This is a genomic window from Acidisoma sibiricum (genome assembly GCF_057837225.1).
The window spans coordinates 2,504,801-2,530,743 of the sequence record NZ_CM174445.1; the positions used below are offsets into that span (position 1 = coordinate 2,504,801).

27 protein-coding genes and 1 riboswitch are annotated in these 25,943 nt (G+C 67.1%); of the genes, 18 read left to right on the forward strand and 9 right to left on the reverse strand.

The window, feature by feature from the left end; genetic code table 11:
• Positions 1–8: 8 nt before the first annotated feature.
• Entirely contained in the window at positions 9–1,103 is a 1,095-nt protein-coding gene (locus tag AC3G7M_RS11875; protein WP_489212196.1) for an aldose epimerase family protein, read from the reverse strand.
• 155 nt (positions 1,104–1,258) lie between these two features.
• Between AC3G7M_RS11875 and AC3G7M_RS11880 the strand changes: the two genes are divergently transcribed.
• From AC3G7M_RS11880 to AC3G7M_RS11890, 3 genes are all read left to right on the forward strand, one after another.
• Positions 1,259–1,672: a YraN family protein gene (locus AC3G7M_RS11880; protein ID WP_489212198.1), complete on the forward strand. Its 414-nt coding sequence runs from the start codon at positions 1,259–1,261 to the stop codon at positions 1,670–1,672.
• 97 nt (positions 1,673–1,769) lie between these two features.
• On the forward strand, positions 1,770–2,525 hold the full coding sequence (gene otsB / locus AC3G7M_RS11885; protein WP_489212199.1) for a trehalose-phosphatase: 756 nt from the start codon (positions 1,770–1,772) through the stop codon (positions 2,523–2,525).
• 37 nt (positions 2,526–2,562) lie between these two features.
• Positions 2,563–3,924: an alpha,alpha-trehalose-phosphate synthase (UDP-forming) gene (locus tag AC3G7M_RS11890; RefSeq protein ID WP_489212200.1), complete on the forward strand. Its 1,362-nt coding sequence runs from the start codon at positions 2,563–2,565 to the stop codon at positions 3,922–3,924.
• Positions 3,925–4,125: 201 nt separating this feature from the next.
• Here AC3G7M_RS11890 and AC3G7M_RS11895 read toward each other — a convergent pair whose 3' ends face one another.
• The 4 genes from AC3G7M_RS11895 to cobU all read right to left on the reverse strand — a co-directional run bounded on the left by AC3G7M_RS11895 (position 4,126) and on the right by cobU (position 7,040).
• Entirely contained in the window at positions 4,126–4,419 is a 294-nt protein-coding gene (locus AC3G7M_RS11895; RefSeq protein WP_489212202.1) for a hypothetical protein, read from the reverse strand.
• A 117-nt stretch (positions 4,420–4,536) separates the two neighbouring features.
• Positions 4,537–5,814 (reverse strand): sensor domain-containing diguanylate cyclase, encoded by a 1,278-nt coding sequence (locus AC3G7M_RS11900; protein ID WP_489212203.1) that lies wholly within the window; start codon positions 5,812–5,814, stop codon positions 4,537–4,539.
• A gap of 87 nt (positions 5,815–5,901) precedes the next feature.
• Positions 5,902–6,525, reverse strand: a complete 624-nt coding sequence (gene cobO, locus AC3G7M_RS11905; protein ID WP_489212204.1) for a cob(I)yrinic acid a,c-diamide adenosyltransferase — start codon at positions 6,523–6,525, stop codon at positions 5,902–5,904.
• Positions 6,522–7,040 (reverse strand): bifunctional adenosylcobinamide kinase/adenosylcobinamide-phosphate guanylyltransferase, encoded by a 519-nt coding sequence (gene cobU, locus AC3G7M_RS11910; protein WP_489212206.1) that lies wholly within the window; start codon positions 7,038–7,040, stop codon positions 6,522–6,524. The genes cobO and cobU overlap by 4 nt, the downstream gene beginning before the upstream one ends.
• Positions 7,041–7,049: 9 nt before the next feature.
• Positions 7,050–7,283, forward strand: a riboswitch (cobalamin riboswitch).
• A 122-nt stretch (positions 7,284–7,405) separates the two neighbouring features.
• On the opposite strand from cobU, the gene AC3G7M_RS11915 reads away from it, so the two are divergent.
• From AC3G7M_RS11915 to cobJ, 7 genes are read left to right on the forward strand one after another with little or no spacing between them, the layout of a single operon-like run.
• Positions 7,406–7,774, forward strand: a complete 369-nt coding sequence (locus AC3G7M_RS11915) for a DUF1636 family protein (protein ID WP_489212207.1) — start codon at positions 7,406–7,408, stop codon at positions 7,772–7,774.
• Positions 7,771–8,796 carry a cobalamin biosynthesis protein CobW gene (gene cobW, locus AC3G7M_RS11920; protein WP_489212209.1) on the forward strand — a complete coding sequence of 342 codons (1,026 nt, stop codon included), beginning with the start codon at positions 7,771–7,773 and terminating at the stop codon, positions 8,794–8,796. Before AC3G7M_RS11915 ends, cobW begins: the two co-directional genes overlap by 4 nt.
• Before the next feature lie 13 nt (positions 8,797–8,809).
• Positions 8,810–11,953 carry a cobaltochelatase subunit CobN gene (locus AC3G7M_RS11925; RefSeq protein WP_489212210.1) on the forward strand — a complete coding sequence of 1,048 codons (3,144 nt, stop codon included), beginning with the start codon at positions 8,810–8,812 and terminating at the stop codon, positions 11,951–11,953.
• Entirely contained in the window at positions 11,950–13,050 is a 1,101-nt protein-coding gene (locus AC3G7M_RS11930; protein WP_489212212.1) for a hypothetical protein, read from the forward strand. Before AC3G7M_RS11925 ends, AC3G7M_RS11930 begins: the two co-directional genes overlap by 4 nt.
• Complete coding sequence (locus tag AC3G7M_RS11935) at positions 13,047–13,679, forward strand: precorrin-8X methylmutase (protein ID WP_489212213.1); 633 nt, start codon at positions 13,047–13,049, stop codon at positions 13,677–13,679. Before AC3G7M_RS11930 ends, AC3G7M_RS11935 begins: the two co-directional genes overlap by 4 nt.
• Positions 13,680–13,714: 35 nt before the next feature.
• Positions 13,715–14,413 carry a precorrin-2 C(20)-methyltransferase gene (locus AC3G7M_RS11940; RefSeq protein ID WP_489216038.1) on the forward strand — a complete coding sequence of 233 codons (699 nt, stop codon included), beginning with the start codon at positions 13,715–13,717 and terminating at the stop codon, positions 14,411–14,413.
• Positions 14,410–15,183: a precorrin-3B C(17)-methyltransferase gene (gene cobJ, locus AC3G7M_RS11945; RefSeq protein ID WP_489212214.1), complete on the forward strand. Its 774-nt coding sequence runs from the start codon at positions 14,410–14,412 to the stop codon at positions 15,181–15,183. Before AC3G7M_RS11940 ends, cobJ begins: the two co-directional genes overlap by 4 nt.
• On the opposite strand, the gene AC3G7M_RS11950 is transcribed toward cobJ, so the two are convergent.
• A complete protein-coding gene (locus tag AC3G7M_RS11950; protein ID WP_489212215.1) occupies positions 15,147–15,926 on the reverse strand; it encodes a cobalt-precorrin-6A reductase in 780 nt (259 codons plus the stop codon). The two genes, cobJ and AC3G7M_RS11950, sit on opposite strands and share 37 nt — an antisense overlap.
• Here AC3G7M_RS11950 and cbiE point away from each other — a divergent pair.
• The 3 genes from cbiE to cobM are packed head-to-tail and all read left to right on the forward strand — an operon-like array spanning position 15,908 to position 18,254.
• The gene (gene cbiE / locus AC3G7M_RS11955; protein WP_489212216.1) at positions 15,908–17,119 is read left to right on the forward strand and encodes a precorrin-6y C5,15-methyltransferase (decarboxylating) subunit CbiE; all 1,212 of its coding nucleotides are present in this window, start codon (positions 15,908–15,910) and stop codon (positions 17,117–17,119) included. The two genes, AC3G7M_RS11950 and cbiE, sit on opposite strands and share 19 nt — an antisense overlap.
• Positions 17,116–17,490: a cobalamin biosynthesis protein gene (locus tag AC3G7M_RS11960; RefSeq protein ID WP_489212217.1), complete on the forward strand. Its 375-nt coding sequence runs from the start codon at positions 17,116–17,118 to the stop codon at positions 17,488–17,490. Before cbiE ends, AC3G7M_RS11960 begins: the two co-directional genes overlap by 4 nt.
• Complete coding sequence (gene cobM / locus AC3G7M_RS11965; RefSeq protein ID WP_489212218.1) at positions 17,487–18,254, forward strand: precorrin-4 C(11)-methyltransferase; 768 nt, start codon at positions 17,487–17,489, stop codon at positions 18,252–18,254. The genes AC3G7M_RS11960 and cobM overlap by 4 nt, the downstream gene beginning before the upstream one ends.
• Here the strand turns inward: cobM and AC3G7M_RS11970 are convergent.
• Positions 18,236–19,315, reverse strand: coding sequence for a cobalt-precorrin-5B (C(1))-methyltransferase (locus AC3G7M_RS11970; protein WP_489212219.1), 1,080 nt, complete (start codon positions 19,313–19,315; stop codon positions 18,236–18,238). The two genes, cobM and AC3G7M_RS11970, sit on opposite strands and share 19 nt — an antisense overlap.
• A gap of 50 nt (positions 19,316–19,365) precedes the next feature.
• On the opposite strand from AC3G7M_RS11970, the gene cobA reads away from it, so the two are divergent.
• The 5 genes from cobA to AC3G7M_RS11995 all read left to right on the forward strand — a co-directional run bounded on the left by cobA (position 19,366) and on the right by AC3G7M_RS11995 (position 23,770).
• Positions 19,366–20,187, forward strand: a complete 822-nt coding sequence (gene cobA / locus AC3G7M_RS11975; protein ID WP_489212220.1) for a uroporphyrinogen-III C-methyltransferase — start codon at positions 19,366–19,368, stop codon at positions 20,185–20,187.
• A complete protein-coding gene (locus AC3G7M_RS11980) occupies positions 20,184–21,509 on the forward strand; it encodes a cobyrinic acid a,c-diamide synthase CobB (RefSeq protein WP_489212222.1) in 1,326 nt (441 codons plus the stop codon). The genes cobA and AC3G7M_RS11980 overlap by 4 nt, the downstream gene beginning before the upstream one ends.
• A 5-nt stretch (positions 21,510–21,514) precedes the next feature.
• Entirely contained in the window at positions 21,515–22,528 is a 1,014-nt protein-coding gene (gene cobT, locus AC3G7M_RS11985; RefSeq protein WP_489212223.1) for a nicotinate-nucleotide--dimethylbenzimidazole phosphoribosyltransferase, read from the forward strand.
• Positions 22,529–22,541: 13 nt separating this feature from the next.
• Positions 22,542–23,288, forward strand: coding sequence for an adenosylcobinamide-GDP ribazoletransferase (gene cobS, locus AC3G7M_RS11990; RefSeq protein WP_489212224.1), 747 nt, complete (start codon positions 22,542–22,544; stop codon positions 23,286–23,288).
• 353 nt (positions 23,289–23,641) lie between these two features.
• A complete protein-coding gene (locus AC3G7M_RS11995; protein ID WP_489212225.1) occupies positions 23,642–23,770 on the forward strand; it encodes a hypothetical protein in 129 nt (42 codons plus the stop codon).
• Positions 23,771–23,815: 45 nt separating this feature from the next.
• Here the strand turns inward: AC3G7M_RS11995 and AC3G7M_RS12000 are convergent, their stop codons facing one another.
• Complete coding sequence (locus tag AC3G7M_RS12000) at positions 23,816–24,565, reverse strand: helix-turn-helix transcriptional regulator (protein ID WP_489212226.1); 750 nt, start codon at positions 24,563–24,565, stop codon at positions 23,816–23,818.
• Between the two features lie 368 nt (positions 24,566–24,933).
• A complete protein-coding gene (locus AC3G7M_RS12005) occupies positions 24,934–25,941 on the reverse strand; it encodes a substrate-binding domain-containing protein (RefSeq protein ID WP_489212227.1) in 1,008 nt (335 codons plus the stop codon).
• Positions 25,942–25,943 lie beyond the last annotated feature (2 nt).

Consider the following 25,943-nt stretch of genomic DNA (forward strand, 5'->3'; position numbering starts at 1 on the left):
GATGCGCGTCAGTCGCGATCGGTCTTGAAGCGATAGATGGTGCTGGAACGGAAAATATGGCCGGGCTGCAGCACGGTCGTGGGGAATTCCGGCCGATTGGGTGAATCGGGAAAATGCTGCGTCTCGAAGCAGAAAGCGTCGGACTGGCGATAGGCGACGCCGGCGGTTCCGGCCGATCCGCCGCCGAGATAGTTGGCCGTATAGAACTGCAATCCAGGCTCGGTCGTTTCCACTTCCATGATGCGCCCGCTGCGCGGCTCATAGGCGCGGGCGGCCAGCGTCAGTGCCTGCGGCGCCGGCTTGTCCAGGACCCAGTTATGATCATAGCCGTTCTGCCGCAGGATCTGCGGATGCGCCATGCGGATGCCGGCGCCGATGGGCTTGGCGGTGCGGAAGTCCAGCGGTGTGCCCTCAACCGGCGCGATCTCGCCGGTCGGGATGCCATGCAGATCGACGGGCGTGTAGTTTTCGGCATTGATCTCGATGATATGGTCCAGGACCGAGCCCTGGTCATTGCCGGCGAGATTGAAATAAGCGTGGTTGGTGAGGTTGATGACGGTCTCGGCCGTGCTGGTCGCCTGATAGTCGATGCGGAACTCATTCTCCTCCTGCAGGCTGTAGACGACCTCGATCTTCATCGTGCCGGGGAAGCCTTCGTCGCCGTCCGGGCTGGTATGGCTGAGCACGGCCGAGAGCGCCGAGCCGCTTTGGGCCGCGCGGACCTGCCAGATCGCCTTGTCGAAACCGACATTGCCGCCGTGCAGCGTATTGGGACCGTTATTGGCAGCAAGATCGTAGCGCTTGCCGCCCAGCGTAAAGCCCGCACCACCGATGCGATTGGCATAGCGGCCGATGAGCGCGCCGAAATAGCCGGGATTGCGCTCATAAAGGGCGAGATCGGCATGGTCGAGATTGACATTCGCGACCTGCCCCTGCCGATCGGGCGCCATGATCGTGGTCACGATGCCGCCGAGGTCGAGGAAGCGCAGCTCGAAGCCGGCCGCATTGCGCAGGCGGTATTCGGTCACCGTCCTGCCATCGGAGAGCTGCCCATAAGGCTGGTTATGCAAGCCGCGTCCCGGCGCGGATTCCTGATTGGGCATGATGCGTTTCCCTGTTCTGTGCCACCAGCCTAGACTGCCTTGGCAGAGGCGCCCAGGCCCCGCGCGACCGCTGTCTGCTGATCCTGGTCCATTTTTCTGTTCCCTTTCCGTTCGCTTCATGCGATACAACTCCTGCGTGTATCGGAAACAATCCCATGTCTGTTCAGGATCTTCAGGCGTTCCGCAAAGCAGATCCCGGCCGGCGCCAGGCCCAGGGCACCCGGGCGCAGCGCCAGGGCCTTGATGGTGAAAAGCGCGTTCTTGAGGCTTTGGGTCAGGGTGGCTGGGTCATTCATGGCCAGCGCGTTCGCACGCCCGCCGGCGAGGTCGATATCGTCGCCGAACGCGACGGCATTCTGACGCTGGTCGAAGTCAAAACCGGCCCGGATCTGGCGACCGCTGCCTATGCCCTGTCGCTGCGGCAGCAGCAGCGGCTGCTTCTGGCCGGCGCCATTCTGCAGGGCCAGCATCCTGAATGGGGACAGAATGGCCTGCGTTTCGACGCCTGGCTGGTCGATGCCATGGGCCGCATGCGGCACATCCCCGATGCGTTTCGGGATGCAGCCTGACGCGCCCATGGGCTAGCGCTTCCGCGCAAGCACTCTATCTCTAGGTCCAAAGCGGGCCGCTGACTGGTCCCGCTTAGCCTGAGAGAGCGCGATCCGCATGACAGAGCCTGCCCCGATCCCAGACCTGACCCGCGATACGGCCCTGTTTCTCGATCTGGATGGCACGCTGCTCGATATCGCGGAGCGGCATGACCTGGTCTGGGTGGCGCCTGAGCTGCCGGACGTCGTTTCCCGCCTCTCGGCGGCCCTGGGTGGCGCCGTCGCCATCGTCACCGGCCGCCCCCTCTCAGATGTCGACCGTCTGCTGCCACTGCCGGGCATGGCCGTCGCGGCCGAGCATGGCGCCCGCCTGCGCCTGCCCGACGGCACGATCGCGCCGCATGCGGCCGATCTGCCGGAGCGCGACAGCTGGATCGGCCAGGTCAAAGCGGCGCTGCATCTCTGGCCCGGCGCCTTCATCGAGGAAAAATCCGTGGGCTTCGTCGTCCACTATCGCCAGGCCCCGGAGCACGGGGCCGAGATCGGCCGCTTTCTGGCCGATCTGGTCGCACCCGCGCAGGGCCGCGCCGAAATCCTGCCGGCGTTGATGGCCTATGAAATCCGGGCGCAGGGTGTGGGCAAGGGCCATGCCGTGAGTCACCTCATGGAGGATGCCCCCTTTGCCGGCCGGGTCCCGGTTTTTATCGGTGACGACGTCACGGACGAGGAAGGCATGGCGGCGGCCGAGGCGCTGGGCGGGCAGGGTCTGCATGTGCATCGCGTCTTCGGCGGGGAGCCTGCCAGGGTGCGCGCCTGGCTGGCCCGCATGGCGGATGTCGTGGAGCGGCAACCGGCGCGCAGCCATTCGCTCTGAACGGCGGCCTCTTACCCTCCATACGAAAGGAAGCGCTTTGTCTCGCCTCGTCATCGTCTCCAACCGGGTTCAGATCCCGACTGAAAAGGCGCCGCGCGCCGGCGGCCTGGCGGTCGCCTTAGGCAGCGGTCTGGAGCCCGGCACGCTGTGGTTCGGTTGGAGCGGCAAGCGCGGCCATAACGGCCGCACGCCCAGCCTGCATGACGCGCAGGGCGTGACCTATGCGACGATCGACCTGACCGACCGCGAATATCATGACTTCTATGTCGGCTTCTCGAACGGAGCGCTGTGGCCGCTGCTGCATTACCGGCTGGACTATCTCGATTACCATCGCCACCAGTACGAAGGGTATTGCCAGGTCAATACCTATTTTGCGGAAGCGCTGCAGCCGCTTCTGAACGATGACGATCTGGTCTGGGTGCATGACTATCAGCTGTTCCTGGTCGGCGAGAAGCTGCGCGCGCTCGGTGCCGAGCAGCGCATCGGCTTCTTTCTGCATATTCCCTTCGTGCCGCCCGAAATTCTGGATGCCATGCCCTGCGGCATCGACCTGCTGCGCGGCCTCTGCGCCTATGACGTCGTCGGCTTCCATACGGACGAGCATCGCCACGCCTTCCTCGCCTGCGTGAAGGCCTTTCTGGGCCTAACCGCCGATGAGCACGGCAGCGTGGTCTATAAAGGCCGCGTCGTGAAAACGGTCACCGCCCCGATCGGCATCGACGCTGAGGAATTCGCGGCGACCGCCGTGCGCGCGGCGCGCGGCGCCGAAGTGCGGCGTATTCGCGAAAGCCTGTTCAGCCGCGCCCTCGTCATCGGCGCCGACCGGCTCGACTATTCCAAAGGCCTGCCCAACCGCTTCCGCGCCTTCGACCAGCTGCTGGAACGGTTTCATGAGCATCGCGGCAAGGTCTCCATGCTGCAGGTGGCCGCCCGCTCGCGGGAGGATGTTGATCGCTACCAGCAGTTGCGCCGCACGCTGGACAGGCTGGTCGGCGACATTAACGGCCGCTATTCGGAATTCGACTGGATTCCCATCCGCTATATGACCCGCGCGCTCAGCCGCAAAAGCCTGGCCGGCTTCTATCGTGTCGCCCGTGTCGGCTTGGTCACTCCCTTGCGCGACGGCATGAACCTCGTCGCCAAGGAATATGTCGCGTCCCAGTCCAGCGCCGATCCCGGCGTGCTCATTCTGTCCCGTTTCGCAGGGGCCGCGGATGAGCTGAAGGAAGCCCTCATCGTCAATCCCTATGACGCGGACGAGGTGGCCGAGGCCATCGACCAGGCGCTGACGATGGAACTGGGGGAGCGCAAGGAGCGCTGGCAGGCCCTGCGGGAACGCGTCTGGGCTGGCACGCCGCAGCGCTTTACCGAGACCTTCCTGTCGGTCCTGCGCCGCTAGAGTCTGTCAGACTTTGATTGAAACAGTTAACCCCGTCATGCCCACGAAAGTGGGCATCCTCTTGGCGGTAGCAGGCGACACCGCGCCGGAAATGGCGACACTCCGCCAGAAGATACCCGCTTGCGCGGGTATGACGGTGTTGAATAGGCGTTTCTGACCGAAACTGACAAACGCTAGGCGCAGGCCGATCTGGCGTGCTGATTACTTGAGGTCTTTGAGGCAGGGATAGGCAAGCTTGGCCGAGGCCCGCGCGGTTGCCTGGGTCACCTTGCCGTCCATGACCAGCGAGCGGACGGTAGGTTTCAGAATGCTGATGATATCGCTGGCGTGCGTGATCTGCGGCGCCGTGGCCTGGTAGATGGTGGCAGCCTCCGGCGGCAGCTTTTGGGCGCAGGCCTGGGCGGAAGCCTGATCGGCGTGACTGGGGGTTGCCAGCCAGAATTGCAGCAGCGCCAAGGTCAGAAGAGGCAAAAGATCTTTGGCGGGTCGGGGCATAGGTGTACTCCTGGTCAGCCGGGACAGCGTGGCGGCATTGTCGCCAGGCCCCACCATAGGCCGAGATCATGTCGCCGACGATACGGGATGACCTGTTTCCCCGCGGCGGAGACATGACTATTTTAGGTCCTCAGGCGGTTGCGCGCCGCTATCGGCGACCACCCGGCTGCGGCCGGCGCGCTTGGCTGCATAGAGGGCGGCATCGGCCCGTTCGATGAGCTGGTCGATCGTCGTCATCTCCTCATCCCAGACAGCGAGGCCGATGCTCACGCTGAGCTGCAGGCTGCCGGCGCTGGTCGGAACGGGCGCACGGGCGACCGCCTCCAGAAGCTGCTCGGCGATCAGCCGGGCGTCCGTCAGCGACGTCGCCGGTAAAAGAACGGCGAATTCCTCGCCGCCGAAGCGGGCCAGGACGTCCCGTTTCCGCAGCACCGCGCCGCAGCGGTTTGCGACCGCCACCAGGGCCTGATCACCGGCCTGATGGCCGAAATTGTCGTTCACCCGTTTGAAATGATCGATATCGACCAGAAGCAGGGCTAGCGACGTGGTCGCGGGCGTGATCTCCGGCAGGATTGCCGCAGCGGCCGCGAAGAAATGGCGGCGATTATAGACGCCGGTCAGCATATCGGTGCTGGCAAGCTGGCGCAGGCGATCCTCCAGCTGTCGTTGTTCGGTGATGTCCCAATAGATGAAGGCGTAATGCGTCCCGATCTTGCACATCATGTTGGAAAGGGTGCGATACGCTCCGTCCGAGCAGCAGACACGCCACTCGATATGCTGCGGCTCGGCCGGGTTGGCGTCCAGCGCCGCCTGCGCCGCGTCCCACATGGCTTTGCCCTGCGCGCGGTCCTGCGGGTCAGGGAAGGCGCGCTCGAACCATTCGTGATGCTCAAGATCGTAATAGGGATCGTACAGGTAAAGGCTGTCGGAATAGGCGTTGTAGAAAATGGCGCGCCAGGACGCGTCGAACAGATCGATCCCAATCGGCAATTGCTGAATAATGCCGCGGAAGGTGTCTCCGACATTGTCGGCAGATTCTCCCTGAAAAAACAGGGTTCGCTCATCCACCGTCACGACCCAGCGACGTGCATGACCAGGCACTTCGGCCAGATGCAGGATCAGCATCATCGGGCCGTGAACCGTGGTACAGATCAGCGACAAGGTGTTGCGCGAGCCATCCGGCGGCATGGTGCGCAGATAGTCGAGCAAAGCCTGCGTCGCACCGTCGCCCAGAACGGCGCCAACCGGTGCCGGCGTTTGAGGGCTGTCGGCCGGCATGATACGGCGGAAAGCCGCGTTGCTGCGCAGCACCAGGCCAGCGCGTGCATCCAATACGAAAACCGGGGCGTGGACCAGATCCAGCCAGTGATGATCGCTATCCGGCTGCGTGGTCATCTCCTCAGACATCCTGCCATTGCGCGTGCGTCATGATTTCTCTGTCATGGCTCCGCCGCTGCGAAGATGCAACCGCTATGCCGCATGCTAGAACTCGATTCCCTCCTGCGCCTTGATGCCAGCTTTGAACGGATGCTTGGTCGCCTGCATCTCGGTCACCAGATCGGCCGCTTCCAGCAGCGCTGGCGGCGCGTTGCGGCCGGTGACGACGACATGCAGATCGGCGCGCCGGCCGGCCAGGGCTGCAATCACGGTCTCCAGATTCACATAGTCGTAGCGCAAGGCGATGCAAAGCTCGTCGAGCACGAGAAGGGACAGATCGGGCCGCGCCATCTGTGCCAGCGCCTCATCCCAGGCGCGGCCGCAGGCGGCGATATCGCGATCGCGGTCCTGCGTCTCCCACGTGAAGCCTTCGCCCATGCTATGCCAGGTCAACAGGTCACCGAAACGTTCCAGGCCGAAGCGCTCGCCGGTGCTCCAGGCGCCTTTGATGAATTGCACGATGGCGACCTGACGGCCGCGGCCCAGCATCCGCAAGGCGAGGCCCATGGCCGCCGTGGTTTTGCCTTTGCCCGGTCCGGTATGGACCATGAGCAGTCCCTTCTCGATCGTCTTGCTGGCAACCTCGGCATCCTGCACCGCCTTGCGGCGTGCCATCTTCGCGGCCCAGCGCTGAGCCTCGGCCGGGTTGCCAGGAGGTTGGTCGGTCATTTCACCACCATCGGCAGCCCGGCCACCATGAGCAAGACCTGATCGGCGCGGGCCGCGATGCGCTGATGCAGAAGCCCGGCTTCGTCGCGAAAATCCCGCCCCAGCCGGTGTTCGGGCACGATGCCCAAGCCCACTTCGTTCGCGACCAGGGCCGTGGGCGCGCCCCGTGCGGCCAGGGCGGCCAGCAGATCATCCGTCGCGGGGCCGCGCGCGTGTTCTCCGAGCATGAGATTGGTCAGCCACAGCGTCAGGCAATCGACCAGCACCGGCCGGTCGCCGGCAGCGCGCAGAGCCTGCGGCAAGGTCAGCGGCGCTTCCACCGTCTGCCAGCGCGCATCCCGCCGCGCGCGGTGGGTCGCGATTCGGGCTTTTATCTCATCGTCCCAGGCTTCCGCCGTCGCGATATAGACCCAAGGCGGCGGCAGGGCTGCGATCAGGCTTTCGCCGTGGCGGCTTTTGCCGGAGCGCGCCCCCCCGAGGATCAGGGTCACGCTGCTATCTGATTGACGGGCCATGGCCCTGGCTTCTAGATCATTTGCGATGGTTCCTCCAACGGCTCTCGCCGTCACGGAGGATGAAAAGGGAATGCGGTGCAGATGGCCCCTCATGCAAGGGGTCACCTCAAGCCGCGGCTGCCCCCGCAACTGTAAGCGGAGAGCCACCGTCGAAAGCCACTGGGTGAAATGGTCACCTGGGAAGGCAGACGGAAAGGCGCCTGATCCGCGAGCCAGGAGACCTGCCATCCACTGACGTCTCTGGTCCGTCCGGGCGGGGTGCCCTGGATCATGACCGCTTGGCCAAGGTCGCGGAAAGCGTTTTCCGCGGTCGCATCCCCGTATCCGCCCGGCGTTCGGACGGCTGACCTGCCGGAGATTGCACCTTGGCGAATGCCCCCCATCCTGACGCCACCCTGCATATCTGCGTCACCTGCGGACATCCTGATGAACCGCGGCCGGGTGCGACCCTGCATGACCGTATCGCGGACCTGATGACGGGGGACGAGCCCTTCACCCTCCGCGCCGTCAAATGCCTGTCGCGCTGTGGCGAAGGCTGCAGCCTGGCCGTCACCGCGCCGGGCAAATGGGGCTATCTCATGAGCCGCCTGGCGCCTGAAAACGCGGCGGACATCCTCACCTATGCCCGCGCCTATGCGGCGCATGAGACGGGCGCGCTGATGCCCAGCCGCCGCCCGGACAGCCTCAGGAATACCGTCATCGGCCGTATCCCGGCTCTGGAGACCGCCGCATGAGCGCGCGCATTCCCACGACCATCATCACCGGGTTCCTCGGCGCCGGCAAAACCACGCTGGTGCGGCATCTGCTGCAAAATGCCGGCGGCCGCCGCATCGCCGTCATCGTCAATGAATTCGGTTCCCTCGGCATCGACGGCGGCGTGCTGGCCGGCTGCGGCATTGAGGGCTGCGACGAGGATCAGATCGTCGAACTCTCCAATGGCTGCCTCTGCTGCACGGTGGCGGACGAATTCCTGCCCGCCATGGAAGCGCTGCTCGATCGGCCGAACCCGCCGGAGCATATCGTCATCGAGACCTCGGGTCTCGCGCTGCCCAAGCCGCTGCTCAAAGCCTTCACCTGGCCCGCCATCCGCAGCCGGGTGACGGTCGATGGCGTCATCGCGGTGGTGGACGGGCCGGCGGTCGCCGCCGGCCGTTTCGCCGACGACCCCGCGGAGGTCGCGCGCATGATGGCCGAAGATCCGGCCTATGATCATGACAATCCGCTGGCCGAGGTCTTCGAGGACCAATTGAGCGCGGCCGATCTCGTGCTGCTCAACAAAACCGACCTCCTCGCCGAGAGCGACATTGCCGGTCTCGCCGCCGCTGTCGCGGCCCAGCTGCCGCGCGCCGTGAAGGTGCTGCCAAGCCGGGAGTCGCGGATCGACCCGTCGATTCTCCTCGGTCTCACCGCGCGCGCCGAGGATGATCTCGACGGGCGGCCGTCCCATCATGACGGGCTGGACGATCATGAGCATGATGACTGGGAAAGCTTTGTCGTGCCGCTGGGGCCGCAACCGGCGCCCGAGCCGCTGATCGCCCGGCTGCAGCAGACGGCCGCCGTGCATGACGTGCTGCGCATGAAGGGGTTCGTGCGCGTGGACGGCAAGCCGCTCCGCCTTGTCGTGCAGGGCGTCGGCAGCCGCTTCCGCCATGAATATGATCGCGCCTGGGCACCGGGTGAGGCGGCGGGCGGCATCGTCGTCATCGGCCGAAAAGGGCTGGATCACGCCGCCATCACCCAGGCGATCAGGGGCTAGCGAAAGCCGCGCCATGCACATCCTGTTTCGGGAAAGCCATGGGCTGGAGGAGGGCGAGCAGGCGGTCGAGCCCGGCGGCATGCCCGCCGACATCCTGTTCATGTCCTTCTCGGACAGCGATCTGGCGGCGGCCTCGGCCGCGCGTCTGCCTGACGGCTTCCCGACCCGGCGGGTGGAGCGGATCGGCCGCTTCCTGCATCCGCTCTCGGTCGATCTTCTCTGCGAACAGGTCGTGGCGCAGGCCCGCGCCGTCGTCATCCGCCTGCTCGGCGGCGCTGAATACTGGCGTTACGGGGTCGAGGAGATTGCCGCCACCTGCCGCGACCAGGGCATTCCGCTGGCCGTGCTGCCGGGCGACGGCACGGGGGATGATGCGAAACTCGCAGCCGTCTCCACCATGGATATTGCCGCGCGCGCGGCCATTGACCGCGCCCTGCGCCAGGGTGGCGCGGAGAATGTCGCCCGCATGTGGCAATGGGCGGCGCATACCGTCGGGCTTTGGCCCGACGCGCCTGACACGGTCGCAGACCTGCCCGATTACGGATTGTTCGGCACCGCGCGCGGCGCCCCGGACGCCGTTATTCTGTTCTACCGCTCCCATCTGCTGGCAGGCGAAACGGCGCCGGTCACGGCGCTGACAGAAGCTTTGGCGGCGCGGGGATTGGGTGTCCGTGCGCTCTATGCCGACAGTCTCAAAAACCCCGCTTCGGCCGCTTTCGTGCGGGACTGGCTGATCGCCTGGAAGCCATCCGTCATCCTCAATCTCACCGGCTTTTCCGCCCGCCTGGGCAATGCGGCCTCGCCGCTGGAGGCAGCCGGCTGCCCGATCCTGCAATGCGTGCTGGCGGGCGCCAGCCGCTTGGCCTGGGCGGAGTCCGCCCGTGGCCTGTCGCAGGCCGATCTCGCCATGCAGGTCGTGCTGCCGGAGGCGGACGGCCGGCTTCTCACCACCGCCATTTCCTTCAAGGAGCGTGACGAGAGCGGGCAGGCGCGGCTGGTGCCGGAGGCTGATGGCATCGCGCTCGCCGCTGACCGCGCGGCAGGCTGGGCCAGGCTTGCCGAGACGCCCGTGGCCGCGCGCCGCATCGCGATCATCCTCTCGGACTATCCCGGCGCCGAAGGCCCCACCAGCCATGAACTCGGCTATGCCGTCGGCCTCGACAGTCTGGCGAGCATTGCCGTCATCCTCAGCGCGCTCTCCGGCGCGGGCTATGACACCGGCATGGGGCAGAGCCTGTCGCCGGACGATCTGGCGCGGCTGGCAACGCGGCAGACGGTTAGCCGCGGCCATATCACCATCGCCGTGCAGCCTGACCGCGCGGCGGGCGCCGATCGCAAGTCCGGCTATCATGACCCGGATGCCGCGCCCTCGGCCGCTTACATCGCCTTCTATGACCGGCTGCGGGCAGAGTGCCACGCGCTGATCCATCTCGGCACGCATGGCACGCTGGAATGGCTGCCCGGCAAGGCCGCGGCATTATCCGCCGATTGCTGGCCGGTGCGCCTCACCCGCGGCCTGCCGGTGATCTATCCCTTCATCGTCAATAATCCCGGTGAAGCGGCCCCGGCCAAGCGCCGTCTGGGCGCGGTGATGATCGGCCATCTGACGCCGCCCTTACAGCGTGCGGGCCTCTCCGGCCGCGCCGAAGGGCTGGAAAGCCTGATTGACGAATTCGCAAGTGCCGACGGGCTGGACCGGCGCCGCGCCACGGTGCTGAAGAAAGATATCCTGGCGGAAGCCCGCGCCTCGGGCCTGCTGGCGGAAGCAGGTGCCAAGCTTGAGGAGGAGGGCGAGGACGCGGCCCTGGCCCGGCTCGACGCCTATCTCTGTGACGTCAAGGACATGCAGATCCGCGACGGCCTGCATGTCTTCGGCCAGAACCCGCCGCCCCCACAGCGGGACGGTCTGCTGGCCGCACTCGCGGCCGCCAGCCCGGATATGCCGCGCGCGGTTCTGGCGGAGAAACTGGACGCCTGCGGCGGGGCCGAGATGGCGGCACTGCTGGCCGCCCTTGACGGCCGTTTCGTCCCGCCCGGTCCCGCCGGCGCGCCGACGCGGGGGCGGGCCGATGTCCTGCCCACCGGCCGCAACCTCGTCACCTTCGATCCGCGCCTCATCCCCACGCGCTCGGCCATGACGCTGGCTGAAAAAGCCGCCCGCGCCTTGCTCGCGCGCCACCGGCAGGAGCAGGGGGATTGGCCGCGCGCCCTGGTCATAGACCTCTGGGGCAGTGCCACCATGCGCACCGGCGGCGAGGATCTGGCCTTGGCGCTCATCCTGCTCGGCGCCCGGCCGCTCTGGGACAATGCCACGGGCCGCGTGACGGGGTTTGAGATTTTGCCTTTGGCGGAGATTGACCGTCCGCGCGTCGATGTCAGCTTGCGCATCTCCGGCCTCTTTCGCGATGCCTTCGCGGGCCAGATCGCCTTGTTCGATCAGGCCGTTGTGGCTGTTGCTGCGCGGGAGGAGCCGTCGGACCTCAACCCGCTCGCGGGACAGGCCGGCGCGCGCGTCTTCGGGCCGGAAGCCGGGCGCTACGGCACGGGCGTCGATCTGTCGGGACCGCGCGCGCAGATCGGCCGCGACTATGCCGCGGGCTCCGTCGCGATGGACGGCGGAGCAGATAGTTTCGCCGCCCGCATCGCCCTGGCAGACGGGTTCGTCCATGCCCAGGACCATGCCGAGACCGATATTCTGGAAAGTCCTGATTACGCCGCCCACGAAGGCGGGTTTGCCGCAGCTGCCTCTGCTCTCGGCGCATCGCCCGCGCTCTATCATCTCGACACCGCCGACCCCGCGGCGCCCAAGCTGCGCACCACGCCTGAGGAAATCCGCCGCGTTACCCGCGCCCGCGCCGCCAATCCGCGCTGGATTGCCGGGCAGATGCGCCATGGCTTTCGCGGTGCCGCCGAAATCGCCCGTGCGGCGGAAAGCCTGACCGGTTTTGCGGTGACGCTGCCCGACCGGTTCGACGCGCAGTTCGATCTTCTCTTCGATGCGACGCTGGGTACCGCCGAGGTGGCGGCTTTCCTGGCGGAGGCCAATCCCGCCGCGCTCGCCGCCATGCGCCGCCAGTTCAACCGCGCGCTGACCGAAGGTCTGTGGCACTCCCGCCGCAACAGCCTCTCCGTCCTGATGGCGGAGGCGGCGGAGTGATCAGCGAAGACCTTATCCGCGGCTGGTGTCCCAGCCTGTTCCGGCCGATGGAATCGGGCGATGGCTGGCTTGCCCGCGTGCGTCCGCAGGCGGGTTCCGTCGCGGCCGATCTGGCGGTGGCCGTGGCGGATGCCGCTGACCGCTTCGGCAATGGCGTGATCGAGATCACCAATCGCGGCAATATCCAGATCCGCGGCCTGACGTCTGAGGCCATCGCGCCCTTCACGGCGGCCATTGAAGCCGCCGGCGGTGCCGCGGGTGAGGGCAGCCGGGTTCTCGTCTCGCCTTTGCTGGGGGCTGATTCCACGCTGCCATCGGGGCTTTTGGAGGTTGCAGCGGAGGTGGATCGCGCGCTTTCAGCCACGCACCTTCCCGCGAAATTCGGCATCGTGCTGGATGGCGGCGGCGCGCTGCCGCTGACCGGCATCAGCCTCGACGTCACCATCCGCTACGTCTCCGGCCAGTGGCTGGTGAATGATGAGCCCTGCGCGCCCGGTGCTATCGCAAGCGAGGTGAGCCGTCTGGCGCGCCAGGGCACGGCCCGCGTCACCACCCGCAGCGGCGCCGCGCCACGGCCTGGCTTTCACGCCATGGGCAACAGCGGTTTCGTGCTCGTCACCCCCGCCTTCGGCCAGATGACGGCCGCCGCCTTCGCCGGTCTTGCCCGCATCGCCGCGCGTGTGGGTGACGGCAAGCTTCGCCCGACGCCCTGGAAAAGCGTCTGCATCGCGGGCGTGGCTTCGGCCCATGCGACCCAAGTGGTGAACGAAGCATCGGCGCTCGGACTGATCACCGCGCCCGATGACGGACGGCTGTCGATCGTCACCTGCGCCGGGGCGCCCGCCTGCGCCCGCGGCGCGGTGGAGACCCATGCGACCGCGGGTTTTCTGGCGCTCACGCGGCGGGCAGAGGATCAGCCGCTTCACCTCTCGGGATGCACCAAGGGCTGCGCCCATCCCGGTGCGGCTTCCGTCACCCTGGTCGGGCGGGCGGCGCGATTTGACCTGATCCGTGACGGTAAGCCTCAGGATATGCCAGCTCACCGCGATCTGACCCTGGCGGAAATCCCCGCGCTGATGCAGAGCCTGCTGCCATGACTGACCGTTATGATTACATCCGCGATGGCGCCGCTATCTATGAGCGCTCCTTCGCCATTATCCGGGCCGAGGCCGATCTCGCCCGCTTCTCGGCGGCCGAAAGCCGCATCGCCGTGCGCGTCATTCATGGCTGCGGCATGGTGGAAGTGGCCGGGGCCATCCGCTTCGGCGGCGGCTTTGCGGCAGCCGGGCGCGCCGCGCTGCTGGCCGGCGCACCCATCCTGTGCGATTCCAAGATGGTCGCCCAGGGCATCACCCGTGCCCGCCTGCCGGCCGGGAATGAGGTCATCTGCACGCTGGACGCGCCGGAAACGCCCGGCCTCGCGCGTGCCATCGGCAATACCCGCTCGGCCGCGGCGCTGGACCTTTGGGGGAAGCGCCTGGGCGGTGCGGTGGTTGCCATCGGCAATGCGCCGACCGCTTTGTTTCATCTCCTGGAACTGCTCGATGCCGGGGCGCCGCTGCCTGCCGCGGTCATCGGCCTGCCGGTCGGTTTCGTCGGCGCCGCGGAATCGAAGGCAGCGCTCGCCGCCGATGGCCGCGTGCCCTATCTCATCGTCGAAGGCCGTCGCGGCGGCAGCGCCATGGCGGTCTCCGCCGTCAATGCGCTGGCGAGTGACGCGGAGTGACCAGTCCTCAAACCGGCCGGCTGATCACGCTCGGCATGGGTCCGGGTGACCCCGAGCTGATCACCGTCAAGGCCGCGCGTATCCTGGGCGCAGTGCCGGTCATCGCCTTCTTCGCCAAGGCCGGGCGCCAGGGCCATGCCCGCAGCATCGCGTCCAGCTACCTCAGCGCGAATGTCGAGGAACTGCGCTTCGACTATCCGGTGACGGTCGAAATTCCCCATACCGACCCGCGCTATATCGGCGCCATGACCGCATGCTACGATCAGGCGGCTGAGAGCATCCGCGCGCGCCTGGAAGCAGGCCAGGATGTGGCGCTGCTCTGTGAGGGCGACCCGTTTTTCTATGGCTCGTCGATGTATCTGTTTGACCGGCTGCGCGAGCGTTTCCCCATGGAAGTCGTGCCCGGCGTCCTCGGCATGACCGGCTGCTGGGCGCAGGCGCAGGCGCCGATGACCCATGGTGACGACGTCCTCTCCGTCGTGCCCGGCACCATGCCGGAAGCCGAGCTGATGGAGGCGCTGCGCCGCACGGATGCGGCGGTCGTCATGAAGCTCGGCCGCAACCTCGCTAAAGTGCGCCGCGTTCTGGCCACGCTCGGCCGGGCCGAACGGGCGATTTATGTCGAGCGTGGCACCATGAACGATAGCCGCATCCTGCCGCTGGCCGAGATCGCGGATGGCGCGGCGCCCTATTTCTCCATGATCCTGGTCCCTGGCCGCCAGGGTCCGCGATGACCGGCATGCTTTACGTCATCGGGCTCGGCCCCGGCGATGCGGCGCTGATCACGCCGGAAGCCTCGGCCGCGCTCACGCGCTGCACGGATGTCTTTGGCTACTTCCCCTATGTCGCCCGCGTCCCGGACCATGCCGGGTTGACGCGCCATGCCTCCGACAACCGGGAGGAGCTGGCGCGCGCCCGTGCCGCTTTGGATTGCGCCGCTTCAGGCGGCCGCGTGGCCGTGGTCTCGGGCGGTGATCCGGGCGTCTTCGCCATGGCGAGCGCGGTGTTTGAGGCGGTCGAGAGCGGCCCCGTGGAATGGCGCGCGCTGGATATTCACGTCCTGCCCGGTATTTCGGCCATGCTGGCGGCCGCCGCCCGCATCGGCGCGCCTCTGGGGCATGATTTCGCAGTCGTCTCGCTGTCCGACAATCTCAAACCCTGGACGGTCGTCCTCAACCGCTTGCGGGCGGCCGCGAGCGCTGGCTTTGCCTTGGCCCTCTACAATCCTATCTCTCGCGCCCGGCCCTGGCAGTTCGGCGCGGCGCTGACGGCGTTGCTGGAGGTTCTGCCGCCCGAAACGCCGGTCATCTTCGCCTCCGCCGTCACAAGGCCGGATGAGCGGATCGAGATTCTGACGCTGGCCGATGCCGCTGCTGCGCCGGAGCGGGCGGATATGCGCACTCTGGTCATCATCGGCACGGCCGAGACGCGGCGGATCGAACGGGGTGAGGGTCTGCGCGACTGGGTCTATGCGCCGCGGGCCACTGGCGCTCTGCCCGCATGACGGGCGATCCAGTCCAGCGCCTGGGATGCGGTCGCGACCGTCTCGCCCGGCGGGGGCGGCTGGCGCGCGACCATGATGACGGGCAGGCCGAGGGCGCGCGCGGCCACCAGCTTGCCATCCGCGCCACCCGAGTTTTTGGTCACCAAGACGCTGATTTTGCGGCTTTCCATAAGATCACGCTCTGCCGCGGCATCAAACGGCCCGCGCCCGGTCAGAATGTCCGCGACAGGCGGCAGCAGGTCTGTGTCCGGCGGATCGACGCTGCGAATCAGATAGGCGTGCTGGGGCGCGATATCGCGGAAGGGCAGCAGATCCTGCCGCCCGATGGTCAGGAACACGCGGGCGGGCGCCGCGCCGATCGCTTCGGCGGCTTGAATGACGCTTGGCACCTCGCGCCAGTCGTCACCGGCGATGCGCGTCCAGGGGCCGCGTTGCAGCACCAGGCGGGGCATGCCCGCGCGCTCCGCAGCTTCCGCCGCATTCACCGACATACGATTGGCAAAAGGATGCGTGGCGTCGATCAGCAGGTCTACGCCTTCCGCCCGCAGATAAGCGGCCAGGCCCGCAGCACCGCCGAAACCGCCGATACGATGCGGAATGGGTGGCAGCACGGGCGCCATGGTGCGCCCGGCGAAGGACAGCACGGGCGCGATCCAATCCTCGGCCGCGACCAGCCGGGCAAGGCCAGAGGCCTCCGCCGTGCCGCCGAGAATGAGAACGCGCAATGGTAAGCCGGGTGCCATGGCTGACCATTCTCGGCATCGGCGAGGATGGTGTCGAGGGGCTGACGGCGGCGGCGCGCACGGCGTTGACCCAGGCTGAGATTGTGGCCGGCGGCGAACGGCATCTGACCCTTGCCGCGTCGCTGATCGGGGATACGGAAGCCTATACCTGGCCGAGCCCGATCACCGATGCGCTGCCCCTCATCGCCTCTTGGGCGGGCCGCCGCGCCGTTGTGCTTGCCTCGGGGGACCCGTTCTGCTTCGGCATCGGCTCCCTCCTCGCGAAGCAGATTCCGATCGGCGAAATCCGCACCATTCCAGCCCCGTCCTCCTTCAGCCTGGCGGCCAACCGGCTGGGCTGGGGGCTGCAGGATGTCGCCACCATCTCCTTGTGCGGCCGGCCGCTGGAAGCCATCCGTCCGCTGCTGCAGCCCAAAGCCCGTATCCTGGCCCTCTCGGCTGATGCCAGCACGCCAGCGGCGCTGGCCGCTTTGCTGACGCGCTGGGGGTTCGGTGACACCACGATCCAGGTTTTGGAGCAGATCGGAGGTCCCCAGGAAGATTCGTTTAAATTCAGGGCGTCAAAGGGTCTTCATGATGCGGTCTCAGCGCTCAACCTGATGGCGCTGGAGGTTGCGGGTGGTCGCGCTTTGCCGCTCAGTTCTGGTCTCGATGAGGATTGGTTTGAGACGGACGGCCAGATCACCAAGCGGGAGGTGCGGGCGCTGACTATCGCCGCCCTCGGGCCCCGGCGCGGCGAATTGCTCTGGGATATCGGCGCGGGCTCCGGCTCGGTCGGCATCGAATGGATGCTCGCGCACGCGGCTAACCGCACCATCGCAATCGAAGCGCGAGCCGATCGCGCCGGGCGGATCAAGCGCAATGCGATGGCGCTGGGCGTGCCGGGCCTGCTGCTGCGCCAGGGCGAAGCGCCGGACGCGCTGGACGGCTTCCCGGTGCCGGATGCGGTCTTCATCGGGGGAGGCGCCACCAATCCCGCAATAACAGAGCTTTGCTGGTCTGCATTGAAGTCCGGCGGGCGGCTCGTCATCAATGCCGTGACGCTGGAGACTGAGCGCGTGGTGCTGTCCCTGCATGACCGCTGGGGTGGCCGTCTGACCCGCATCGGCATCGAGCGGCTGGAGCCGCTGGGCGCCATGCAGGGCTTCTCGCCCGCTCGCACCGTGCTTCAATATAGGGCCGTAAAGCCATGATTATCGCGGGAATTGGTTGCCGCACCGGCGTCACGGCCGAGGCGATCATCGCCCTTCTGACCGAGGCTGCCGATCAGGGCTTTGGCCGGCCCGATATGCTCGCCGTGCCCGAATTCCGCAGCGGCGAAGCCGGTATCATGGAAGCTGCCGAAACGCTCGGCCTGCCGATCCTGTGGATCGCCAAGGCGGAGTTGAAGGGCGAGCAGGGCCGCTGCCTCACCCGCTCCCGCCGGGCCGAGGCTGAAGTCGGCCTCGCTTCCGTCGCAGAAGCCGCAGCCCTCGCGGCCACTGGACCTACTGGACGCCTGGTCCTGCCGCGCATCTCCGCCGGCGGCGTCACCTGCGCGCTGGCCCAAGGGGTGGTGCATTGACGGTCTTTTTCATCGGTGCCGGGCCGGGTGCGGCCGATCTGCTGACGCTGCGCGGGCGCGACATCCTCGCCCGCTGCCCGGTCTGCCTCTATGCCGGCTCCATCGTGCCGCGCGCCATGCTGGACCATTGCCCGGAGGGCGCCCGGCTGGTCGATACCGCGCCGCTCAATCTCGATCAGATCACCGCCGAATACGCGGCGGCCGATGAAGCCGGTCAGGATGTCGCGCGGCTGCATTCGGGTGATCTCTCAATCTATAGTGCAGTCGCCGAGCAGACGCGGCGGCTGGATGCTTTGGGCATCGCCTGGCAGATGGTGCCGGGCGTGCCTGCCTTCGCCGCCGCCGCCGCTGCTCTGGGGCGGGAACTGACGGTGCCGGGCCTGGCCCAGTCCGTCGTGCTGACGCGGCTGGACGGCCGTGCCAGCCCCATGCCGCCCGGCGAGAAGCTGGCCGCCTACGCCGCCACCGGTGCCACGCTCGCCATTCATCTCGCCATTCATCGCCTGACGGAGGTGGTGGAAACCCTCACCCCCCATTACGGCGCAGACTGTCCGGCCGCGATCGTCGCGCGGGCGACCTGGCCGGATGAGCAGATCATCCGCGGCACGCTGGCCACGCTTGTCCGCCTGCATGCGGCAGCGCCGGTCGCGCGCACCGCGCTCATTCTGGTGGGGCCGGCGATCGACCCCGCGGGTTTTCGTGACAGCGCGCTCTACGATACGGACTATGTGCGCCGCTTCCGCGGTCAGGACGCGGACGGATGACGCGCCATCAGCTGTCCCACACGGTCGAAGACCAGGATGTCGAGGGCGATCGGCGCAGCGCCCAGCACGTCCTGCGCGACCCGATGGGCGCGGGCGGCGATGGCCGCCGCCAGCGGCAGATCCCCCGCCAGTTCAAACGCATGCAGCGTGGTATTGGCCTGCATGATGGCGGTGGCCTGGGCCTCATCCGCGCCGATCTGCCGCGCCAGATCGGCCAGCACGGCCGCATCGACCGCGCCGCGCTTGGAATGCAGGTCCAGCCTTCCCTGCGCCAGCTTCGTCATCTTGGCCGGCCCGCCGGCGATGGTGACGCGCGGCACCGGATGCCGCCGCAGATATTTGAGCGTGCCGCCGACGAAATCGCCCATGTCGAGCAGCGCCGCATCGGGCAGGCCGTACAGGGCCTGCACGGCCTCTTCGGAGGTTCGTCCCGTCGCCGCCGCGACATGGGGCAGGCCCAGGGCGCGCGCGACATCGACGCCGCGATGGATGCTGTCGATCCAGGCCGAGCAGGAAAAAGGAATGACGATCCCGGTCGTGCCCAGAATGGACAGCCCGCCCTTAATGCCCAGGCGCGGGTTGAGCGTCTTTTCCGCCAGTGCCGCCCCGTTATCGACGCTGATCTCGACAACCCAATCGCAGCCAGCGCCTGCCTCGGCCGAGACCGCTTGCAGCACCTCTGTCATCATGCGGCGTGGCACGGGATTGATGGCGGGTTCGCCGGGCGGAATAGGCAGGCCGGGCAGGGTGACCATGCCGACGCCGGGTCCTGCACGGAACACGATGCCGGTGCCCGGCGTGCTCCGGGACAGCGTCGCGCGGATCAAAGCGCCATGCGTCACATCAGGGTCGTCGCCAGCATCCTTGACGACAGCGGCCATGGCGGCGTTTGGAAGCAGCCTGGTCTCGGCCAGGGCGAAACCCACCGCCTGCCCGCCAGGCAGGCGGATGACCGAGGGGTCGGGGAAGTCACCGGTCAGCAGTGCCAGGGCGGCCGCACGCGTGGCGGCGGTGGCGCAGGCGCCGGTCGTCCAACCGCGTCGAAGAGAGGGCGTATCCACACGCCGGAACCTAGAGGGGCCGTGACGCCAAGTCACGGTGGAGAATGGCGATGACGCTTGAGACGGCGCTGGCGCGCCTGATGGCGCAGGGAACTCGGCTGCAGCCAGGGCATGTCTGGCTGGCCGGTGCCGGCCCCGGTGACGCCGGTCACCTCACGCTGCATGCGGTCTCGGCGCTCGCCCAGGCCGACGTCGTGCTGACGGACGCGCTGGTCGGCCCGGATATCCTGTCCCTGCTGAAGCCGGATGTGGAGGTGATCTATGCCGGCAAGCGCTGCGGCCGGCCCTCCTCGGAACAGGCCAGCATTTCCGCTCAACTGGTGGCGCAGGCGCGGCTCGGCCGCCGCGTGCTGCGGCTGAAGGGTGGCGATCCCTTCGTCTTCGGCCGTGGCGGGGAGGAGGTTCTGGCCCTCGTCGAGGCCGGCATTCCCTTCCGCGTCATCCCGGGCCTCACGGCGGGGGTCGCGGGTCTGGCGGCGGCCTTCATTCCGGCGACCATGCGCGGCATCAACCAGGCCATTATCTTCGCCACCGGTCATGGCGCAGAAAGCCAGCATGCGACGCTGAACTGGGAAGTGATGGCGAGCCTCGGCCAGCCCATCGTCCTCTATATGGGCGCCAAGCGCATCGGCACCATCGCGCGCCGCCTGATGGCGGGCGGCATGGCAGCCGATATGCCGGCGGCGCTGATCGTGGGCGCCACCATGCCCGAGCAGACCGTCACGGTCACCGATCTCGGCCATATCACGGAGGTCGTGGGCGAAACGGATGAGGAAGCCCCCGCCCTCATCGTCATCGGCCGGATTGTCGCCATGCGCGCGAAGATTCTCGACCTCGTCGCGACTGTCGCGCCGGAACTCTGCGCGGGATGAGCCCCGCCCGCGGCCTCATCCTCGCCGCACCCCGCTCGGGCTCCGGCAAAACGACGGTTACGCTGGGCCTGGCCGCGGCGCTGAAGGCGCGGGGCCTCACGGTCGCGGTCGCCAAATCCGGGCCGGACTATATCGACCCGGCCTTTCACGCGGCCGCCACCGGGCGGCCGGTCTTCAATCTCGACACCTGGGCCATGCCGCCCGATCTGCTGGACGGATTGCTGGCCGATGCGGCCGCGGGCTCGGACATTCTGCTCATCGAGGCCTCCATGGGCCTGTTTGACGGCGCGGATGTGGGTGATGCGCCCGCCGGGGCCTCGGGCCGGGCCGCCGATCTCGCGGCGCGCTACGGCCTGCCCGTGGTGCTGGTGATGGATGTATCGGGCCAAAGCCAGACGGCGGCGGCCTCTGTCCGTGGCTTTGTCGGCTTCGAGCCGGGGGTCGATATCGCGGGCGTCATCCTCAACCGCTGCGGCAGTCCCAAACATGAGTCCGGCATCCGCCCAGCCATGAGTGCCATCGGCCTGCCCGTGCTGGGCGCGCTGGCGCGCGAGCCGCGGCTGACTTTGCCCGAGCGTCACCTGGGGCTTGTCCAGGCTGAGGAGACGGGGGATCTCGCCGCGCGCATCGCGATCCTGGCCGAGCGTGCGGCCGCGGGCTTTGATCTGGACGCGATCATCGCCCTTGCCCGCCCGATCTCAACGACCGTCGCGGCCCTGCCGGCCATCCGTCCGCCCGGCCAGCATATTGCCGTGGCAAAGGACGCGGCCTTCACCTTCCTCTATCCGCATCTGCTCGCCGGCTGGCGCGCGCAGGGTGCTGAGCTGTCGTTCTTCTCCCCGCTCGCCGATGAAGCCCCGGATGACAGGGCAAAGGCCTGCTGGCTGCCCGGTGGCTATCCTGAACTGCATGCGGCAGCTTTGGCTGCAACGCGGCGCTTCAAGTCAGGATTGCGCGCTTTCGCCGAAACGCGGCCCGTTCACGGCGAATGCGGTGGCTACATGGTTTTGGGCGCGGGCCTGACGGATGCGTCTGGACAAACTCACGAAATGGTGAGACTGCTCAACCATACGACGAGCTTCGCGGTGCGGCGCATGCATCTCGGCTATCGTCGGGCCAAGCTGCTGTCTGATAACCCGCTCGGGGCTCAGGGCACGCGTCTCCGCGGGCATGAATTCCATTTTTCAACCGTCTCCGATCCTGGAGATGACACGCCCTTCGCCCAGCTTTCCGATGCAAAAGGCCAGGGCTTGGGTGCTGCCGGCAGCCGCCGCGGCCTCGTTTCGGGCAGTTTCTTTCACCTCATCGCGCAAGAGGAGTGATCGGCATGATGACCCAGACCCAGGATTTTCTGCAGGACCTGCTGCGCAAACTGCCGCGGCCGGATGACGCGGCGGCGGCCGCCGTCATGCGGCGCCAGGCCATTCTGACCAAGCCGCTCGGCAGCCTCGGGCTGCTGGAGGAGGGCGTCGCCTGGCTTGCGGCCTGGCAGCGGCGGGAGATGCCGCGGCTGGATCAGGTCGATGTCGTCGTCTTCGCCGGCAATCACGGCGTCACGGCGCAGGGCATCTCTCCCTATCCGTCCTCCGTCACCGAACAGATGGTGGCGAATTTTGAGGCCGGTGGGGCGGCCGTCAATCAGATCGCCAAAGCCAATGGCGCTGCCTTTTCCGTCGTGCCGCTGATGCTGGACCAGCCGACCGCCGATTTCACGCAAAGTGCGGCCATGACGGTCTTTGAATTCCACAAGGCCCTTTCGATTGGCTATGACGCCGTCGTGCCGGGCACGGATCTCCTGTGCCTCGGCGAAATGGGCATCGGCAATACCACTGCCGCGGCTGCCATGTGCGCTGGTCTTTTCGGCGGCGGCGGCGCGCGTTGGGCGGGCCGCGGCACCGGGCTGGATGCGGCCGGCGTCAGCCACAAGGCTGCGGTGGTTGATCGCGCCCTGGCATTGCATGGGGACGCGCTGAGTGACCCCTGGGAAGTCGCCCGCCGCTTGGGCGGCCGTGAAACCGCGGCCATTCTGGGCGCGGTCCTCGCTGCCCGCCGCCACAGCATCCCCGTGCTGCTCGACGGCTTCGTCTGCTCGGCCGCCGCCGCCCCGCTGCTGAAGCTGCTGCCGGATGGGCTGGAGCATTGCATGATCGGCCATGTCTCGGCCGAGGCCGGGCATCGCCATCTGGTGCAGGAACTGGACCGCCCGGCGGTGCTCAATCTCGACATGCGGCTGGGGGAGGCGTCAGGGGCGACGCTCGCCATTGCCATCTTCCGCGCCGCCGTCGCCTGCCATACCGGCATGGCGACCTTTGCCCAGGCGGGGGTGACCAATCGCGACTGACCGGCACCCTGGCATGGCGATTATCGGCGACCTCGTCGCGGCCTTCGGGCTGCTGACGCGCCTGCCGCTGCCGAAAGCGGCCAGGGCCAGCGCCATGGCGTCCGGGGTCTGGGCCTGGCCGCTGGTGGGCGCCGTCGTCGGGCTGATCGGTGGCGCGGTCTATGGCCTCGCCGGGCATTGGAATCTCTCACCCTTCCTGGCCGGATTCCTCGCGATCATCGCAACCGTCATCGTAACGGGCGGCTTTCATGAGGATGGGCTGGCCGACACCGCCGACGGCATCGGCGGCGGCGCCACCGCCGAGCGCCGGCTGGCCATCATGAAGGACAGCCGCATCGGCAGTTTCGGCGCCCTCGCGCTGATCGCCTCCGTTGCCGTGAGGGCGGGCGCCCTCGCGCAAATCGCGGACCCGGCGGTGGTGTTGCCTGTGCTGGTGGTGGCTGGCATGGCCGGCCGCGCCGCCATGCCGGGCGTGGTGCTGCTGTCGTCACCCGCGCGGCCCGGCGGATTGGCGGCGTCGCTCGGCAGTCTCCGCCGCCCGCGCGTCTATCTCGGCTGGATCATGGCGCTGCTGCTCGCTCTGATTGCCATGCATGGGCATCACCTGACGCGTGTCGCAGTGGTGGTCGTCGTCGTGGTGCTGGCGATGGCGGCCCTCGGCCGCCGCACCCTTGGCGGCTATACGGGCGACACGCTGGGCGCCACCGAGCAATTGACGGAAGCTGTCGTCCTTCTGTCTCTGGCCGCCTCCCTCGGCTGAAACGCGGCTCATGCCGCGCATGCAGCCCGCCATGTTGTCAGCGCATGCAGAAATCAGCTTGCCGGATTGGTTTTTTCATCTAGCGTTGTGGGCATGATCAACGCCTCCGCCCACCGCCGCGTCTTTCATACCGTTCGTCGCGATACCAAGCGGCGCATGGATGGGGCTCGTATGCGGTAAGCGATAGACGCGCTTTTTCAGCAGACCAGACGAACCCCTCCTCACCAGAGGGGTTTTTTGTTTCTTGCCCCTCGTTTATCGAGAAAGACCGGCAAGATATGTCTGCCCCCGGAGAAAGACTGGCATTACGGCCACCCTTGCGGTGGATCATGCAAAGCATAAGGCTCTGGCGCGTGCTGTGGCGCAGACGGGTCCGCGTGGCCGACGCCCCGACCGACCACTATCTCCGCTACGATATCGGCCTGTCCTCGGTCCGGCCACGGCCGAAAGCAACCGGCAAATTCGATGATCGCGCACCGTGATGTGTCGTCACCACAGCGGATATCCGTCGGCCGACATGATGATTGTCACTCGCCGCCGTGCAGGCGGGGTCTGTGCAACTGCCGCTCGGCGCTCAGCGCGAGCTGAGTGCGGTTGGTGGCGTGCGTCTTTTGCATGATGTTGCGGACATGGGCCTTCACGGTGCTGATGCTCATCACCAGATGCGTCGCGATATCCTTGTTGGCAAAGCCTTGGCGGACCAGTTCCAGCACAGCACGTTCGCGCGCCGTCAGGGTATCGGCGTGACTGGCGTCGTGGCGTGGGGGCGCGAAGGGGGTGGCAGCCGGTGTCAGGGGCTGGTGGGCGATGTCACGGCCGTGAAAAATCAGGAACAGGGACGCGACCACCATATGCAGGCTCGTCTCACGGGTCGGCAGCAAGGTCGCCATGCCGCGCGGAAACCGCTGCACCGCGCGCGTCACCGTCTCAGTCACGGTATCGGCTAAAATGACGATGGGGCTCATCGGCAGGGCCGGGCTTTGGCCGTCCGTCATTGCCTCCAAAGCTGCAGTATCGTCACCGTGCTGGTGATAGACAACCAGATCGGCGGCGGCCGGCGGGTCAGCCAGAAAGGCGCTCACCGAATGAAAGGGCACGATCGCCAGCAAAGGCTGCATCGCGGCAGCCGCATGGGCAAAACATTCGCGTGTCAGTTGGGTATCGTCGATCCAGGCAATGCAGAGAAGATTAAGCGGCGTGGCGATCGCCGGGGATGACCCCGCGGCAGCGGCAAAACTTTGCGGTCTGGCGAGGGACGCCATGTAGAATTCAGACAAGCTTCTCGACCCTTACCCAGAGCGGCACGATCCGTCTTTCGTACCAACACGATAGAATGGCGGCCGGCCGACCGTACGTCAGACGACTGTCGCACCAAACATGCTGGACAGTGCGAGACTCTGACGAAACAGGGAACGGCTGCACGACACAGACGGCGGCGGATGACCATATTGGAATGTTTTACGCCCGTCCGCTAGATCGGATGCAGATCATCCTGAAATATCTATGGCGGTTTTGGGCTTTGCCGAAATTGACGAAAACCGATCGGTTTTCATGCGCGCTTGGGCACGCCAAACTATCACAGCGGCCGATCGCGGGTTGAGGCGGCCGCTTTCCTGGCCGCCCCAGCCCGCACGTTCGGCCTGGCTTAGCGAATGCCGCGCTTGATGAGCGGGATCAGCGCGTCGATCGTGGCCGGCGTCTGCACGCCGGCGCCGGTGTTGATGTTCAGCCCGGCGAAGTGATATTTCGCCGACAGCACGCATTGCGTCACCGGCAGGAAGCCCTGCAGGTACAACTGCTGATCGAGCGTCGCAGTGATGTATTTCTGCTGCAGACCGGCGATGGTGGACGGCGCCAGGTCAATACCGCCGACAATGATATCACCGGGCTTCTTGCCGACCTGCCGCAGCGCCTGCGGGATGAAGCCGGTCACGCCGCCATGCTGGGTGCCGATGCCGCGCAGGTTCGGATGCGATTCCAGGAAGGCGACCAGGATCGGCACGGCCAGCGAGGAGTCCGAATCCACCTGCGGGGAGATATTGAGCTTGGTGACCTTCACCCCGGCCTTCTCCAGCGTGTCGGTCAGGCCGCGGTCGCTCTGGCTGCGTTCCGTCTCATTGAAAACGCCATATTCCAGCGCCGTGTCACCCGACTTCAGGCCGGCCGCCAGCATCGCCTGGGCCGTAATCGCACCACCGATATAAAGATCGACGCCGGCATAGCCGGTACCGTGGTCGCCATAGGTCTTCTCGGCCACGGGCAGCGGCGTATTGCCGACCGTCACCAGCGTGCCCTGCTTCTCGGCCTGGGCGATCAGCGGATCGAAGGCCGGGTCGCCGGGATGGCCGGTGACGGCGATGCAGGTCGGCCGCGCCGCCAGCGCCTGGCGGAACTGGGTCAGCATCGTCTCAGGATTCCAGGCCGAGAATTGCTCCACAACCTTGATGCCGAAGGCGTGGCCGGCATCCGCGGCACCGGTCTGGCGGGCGAGCGTCGCGCCGTCGCCGGGATTGCCGCCCATCTGCATATAGATCGTCATGCCCTCGCCGAGCGGCCCGCTCGTCGTCGGCTGGGTCGCCGATGCAGGGGTGGCGCCGAAATGGGCAAAGCCCAATGCGACGCCGGCGAGAAGGGCTGCCTTTGCTTTGGTCATTT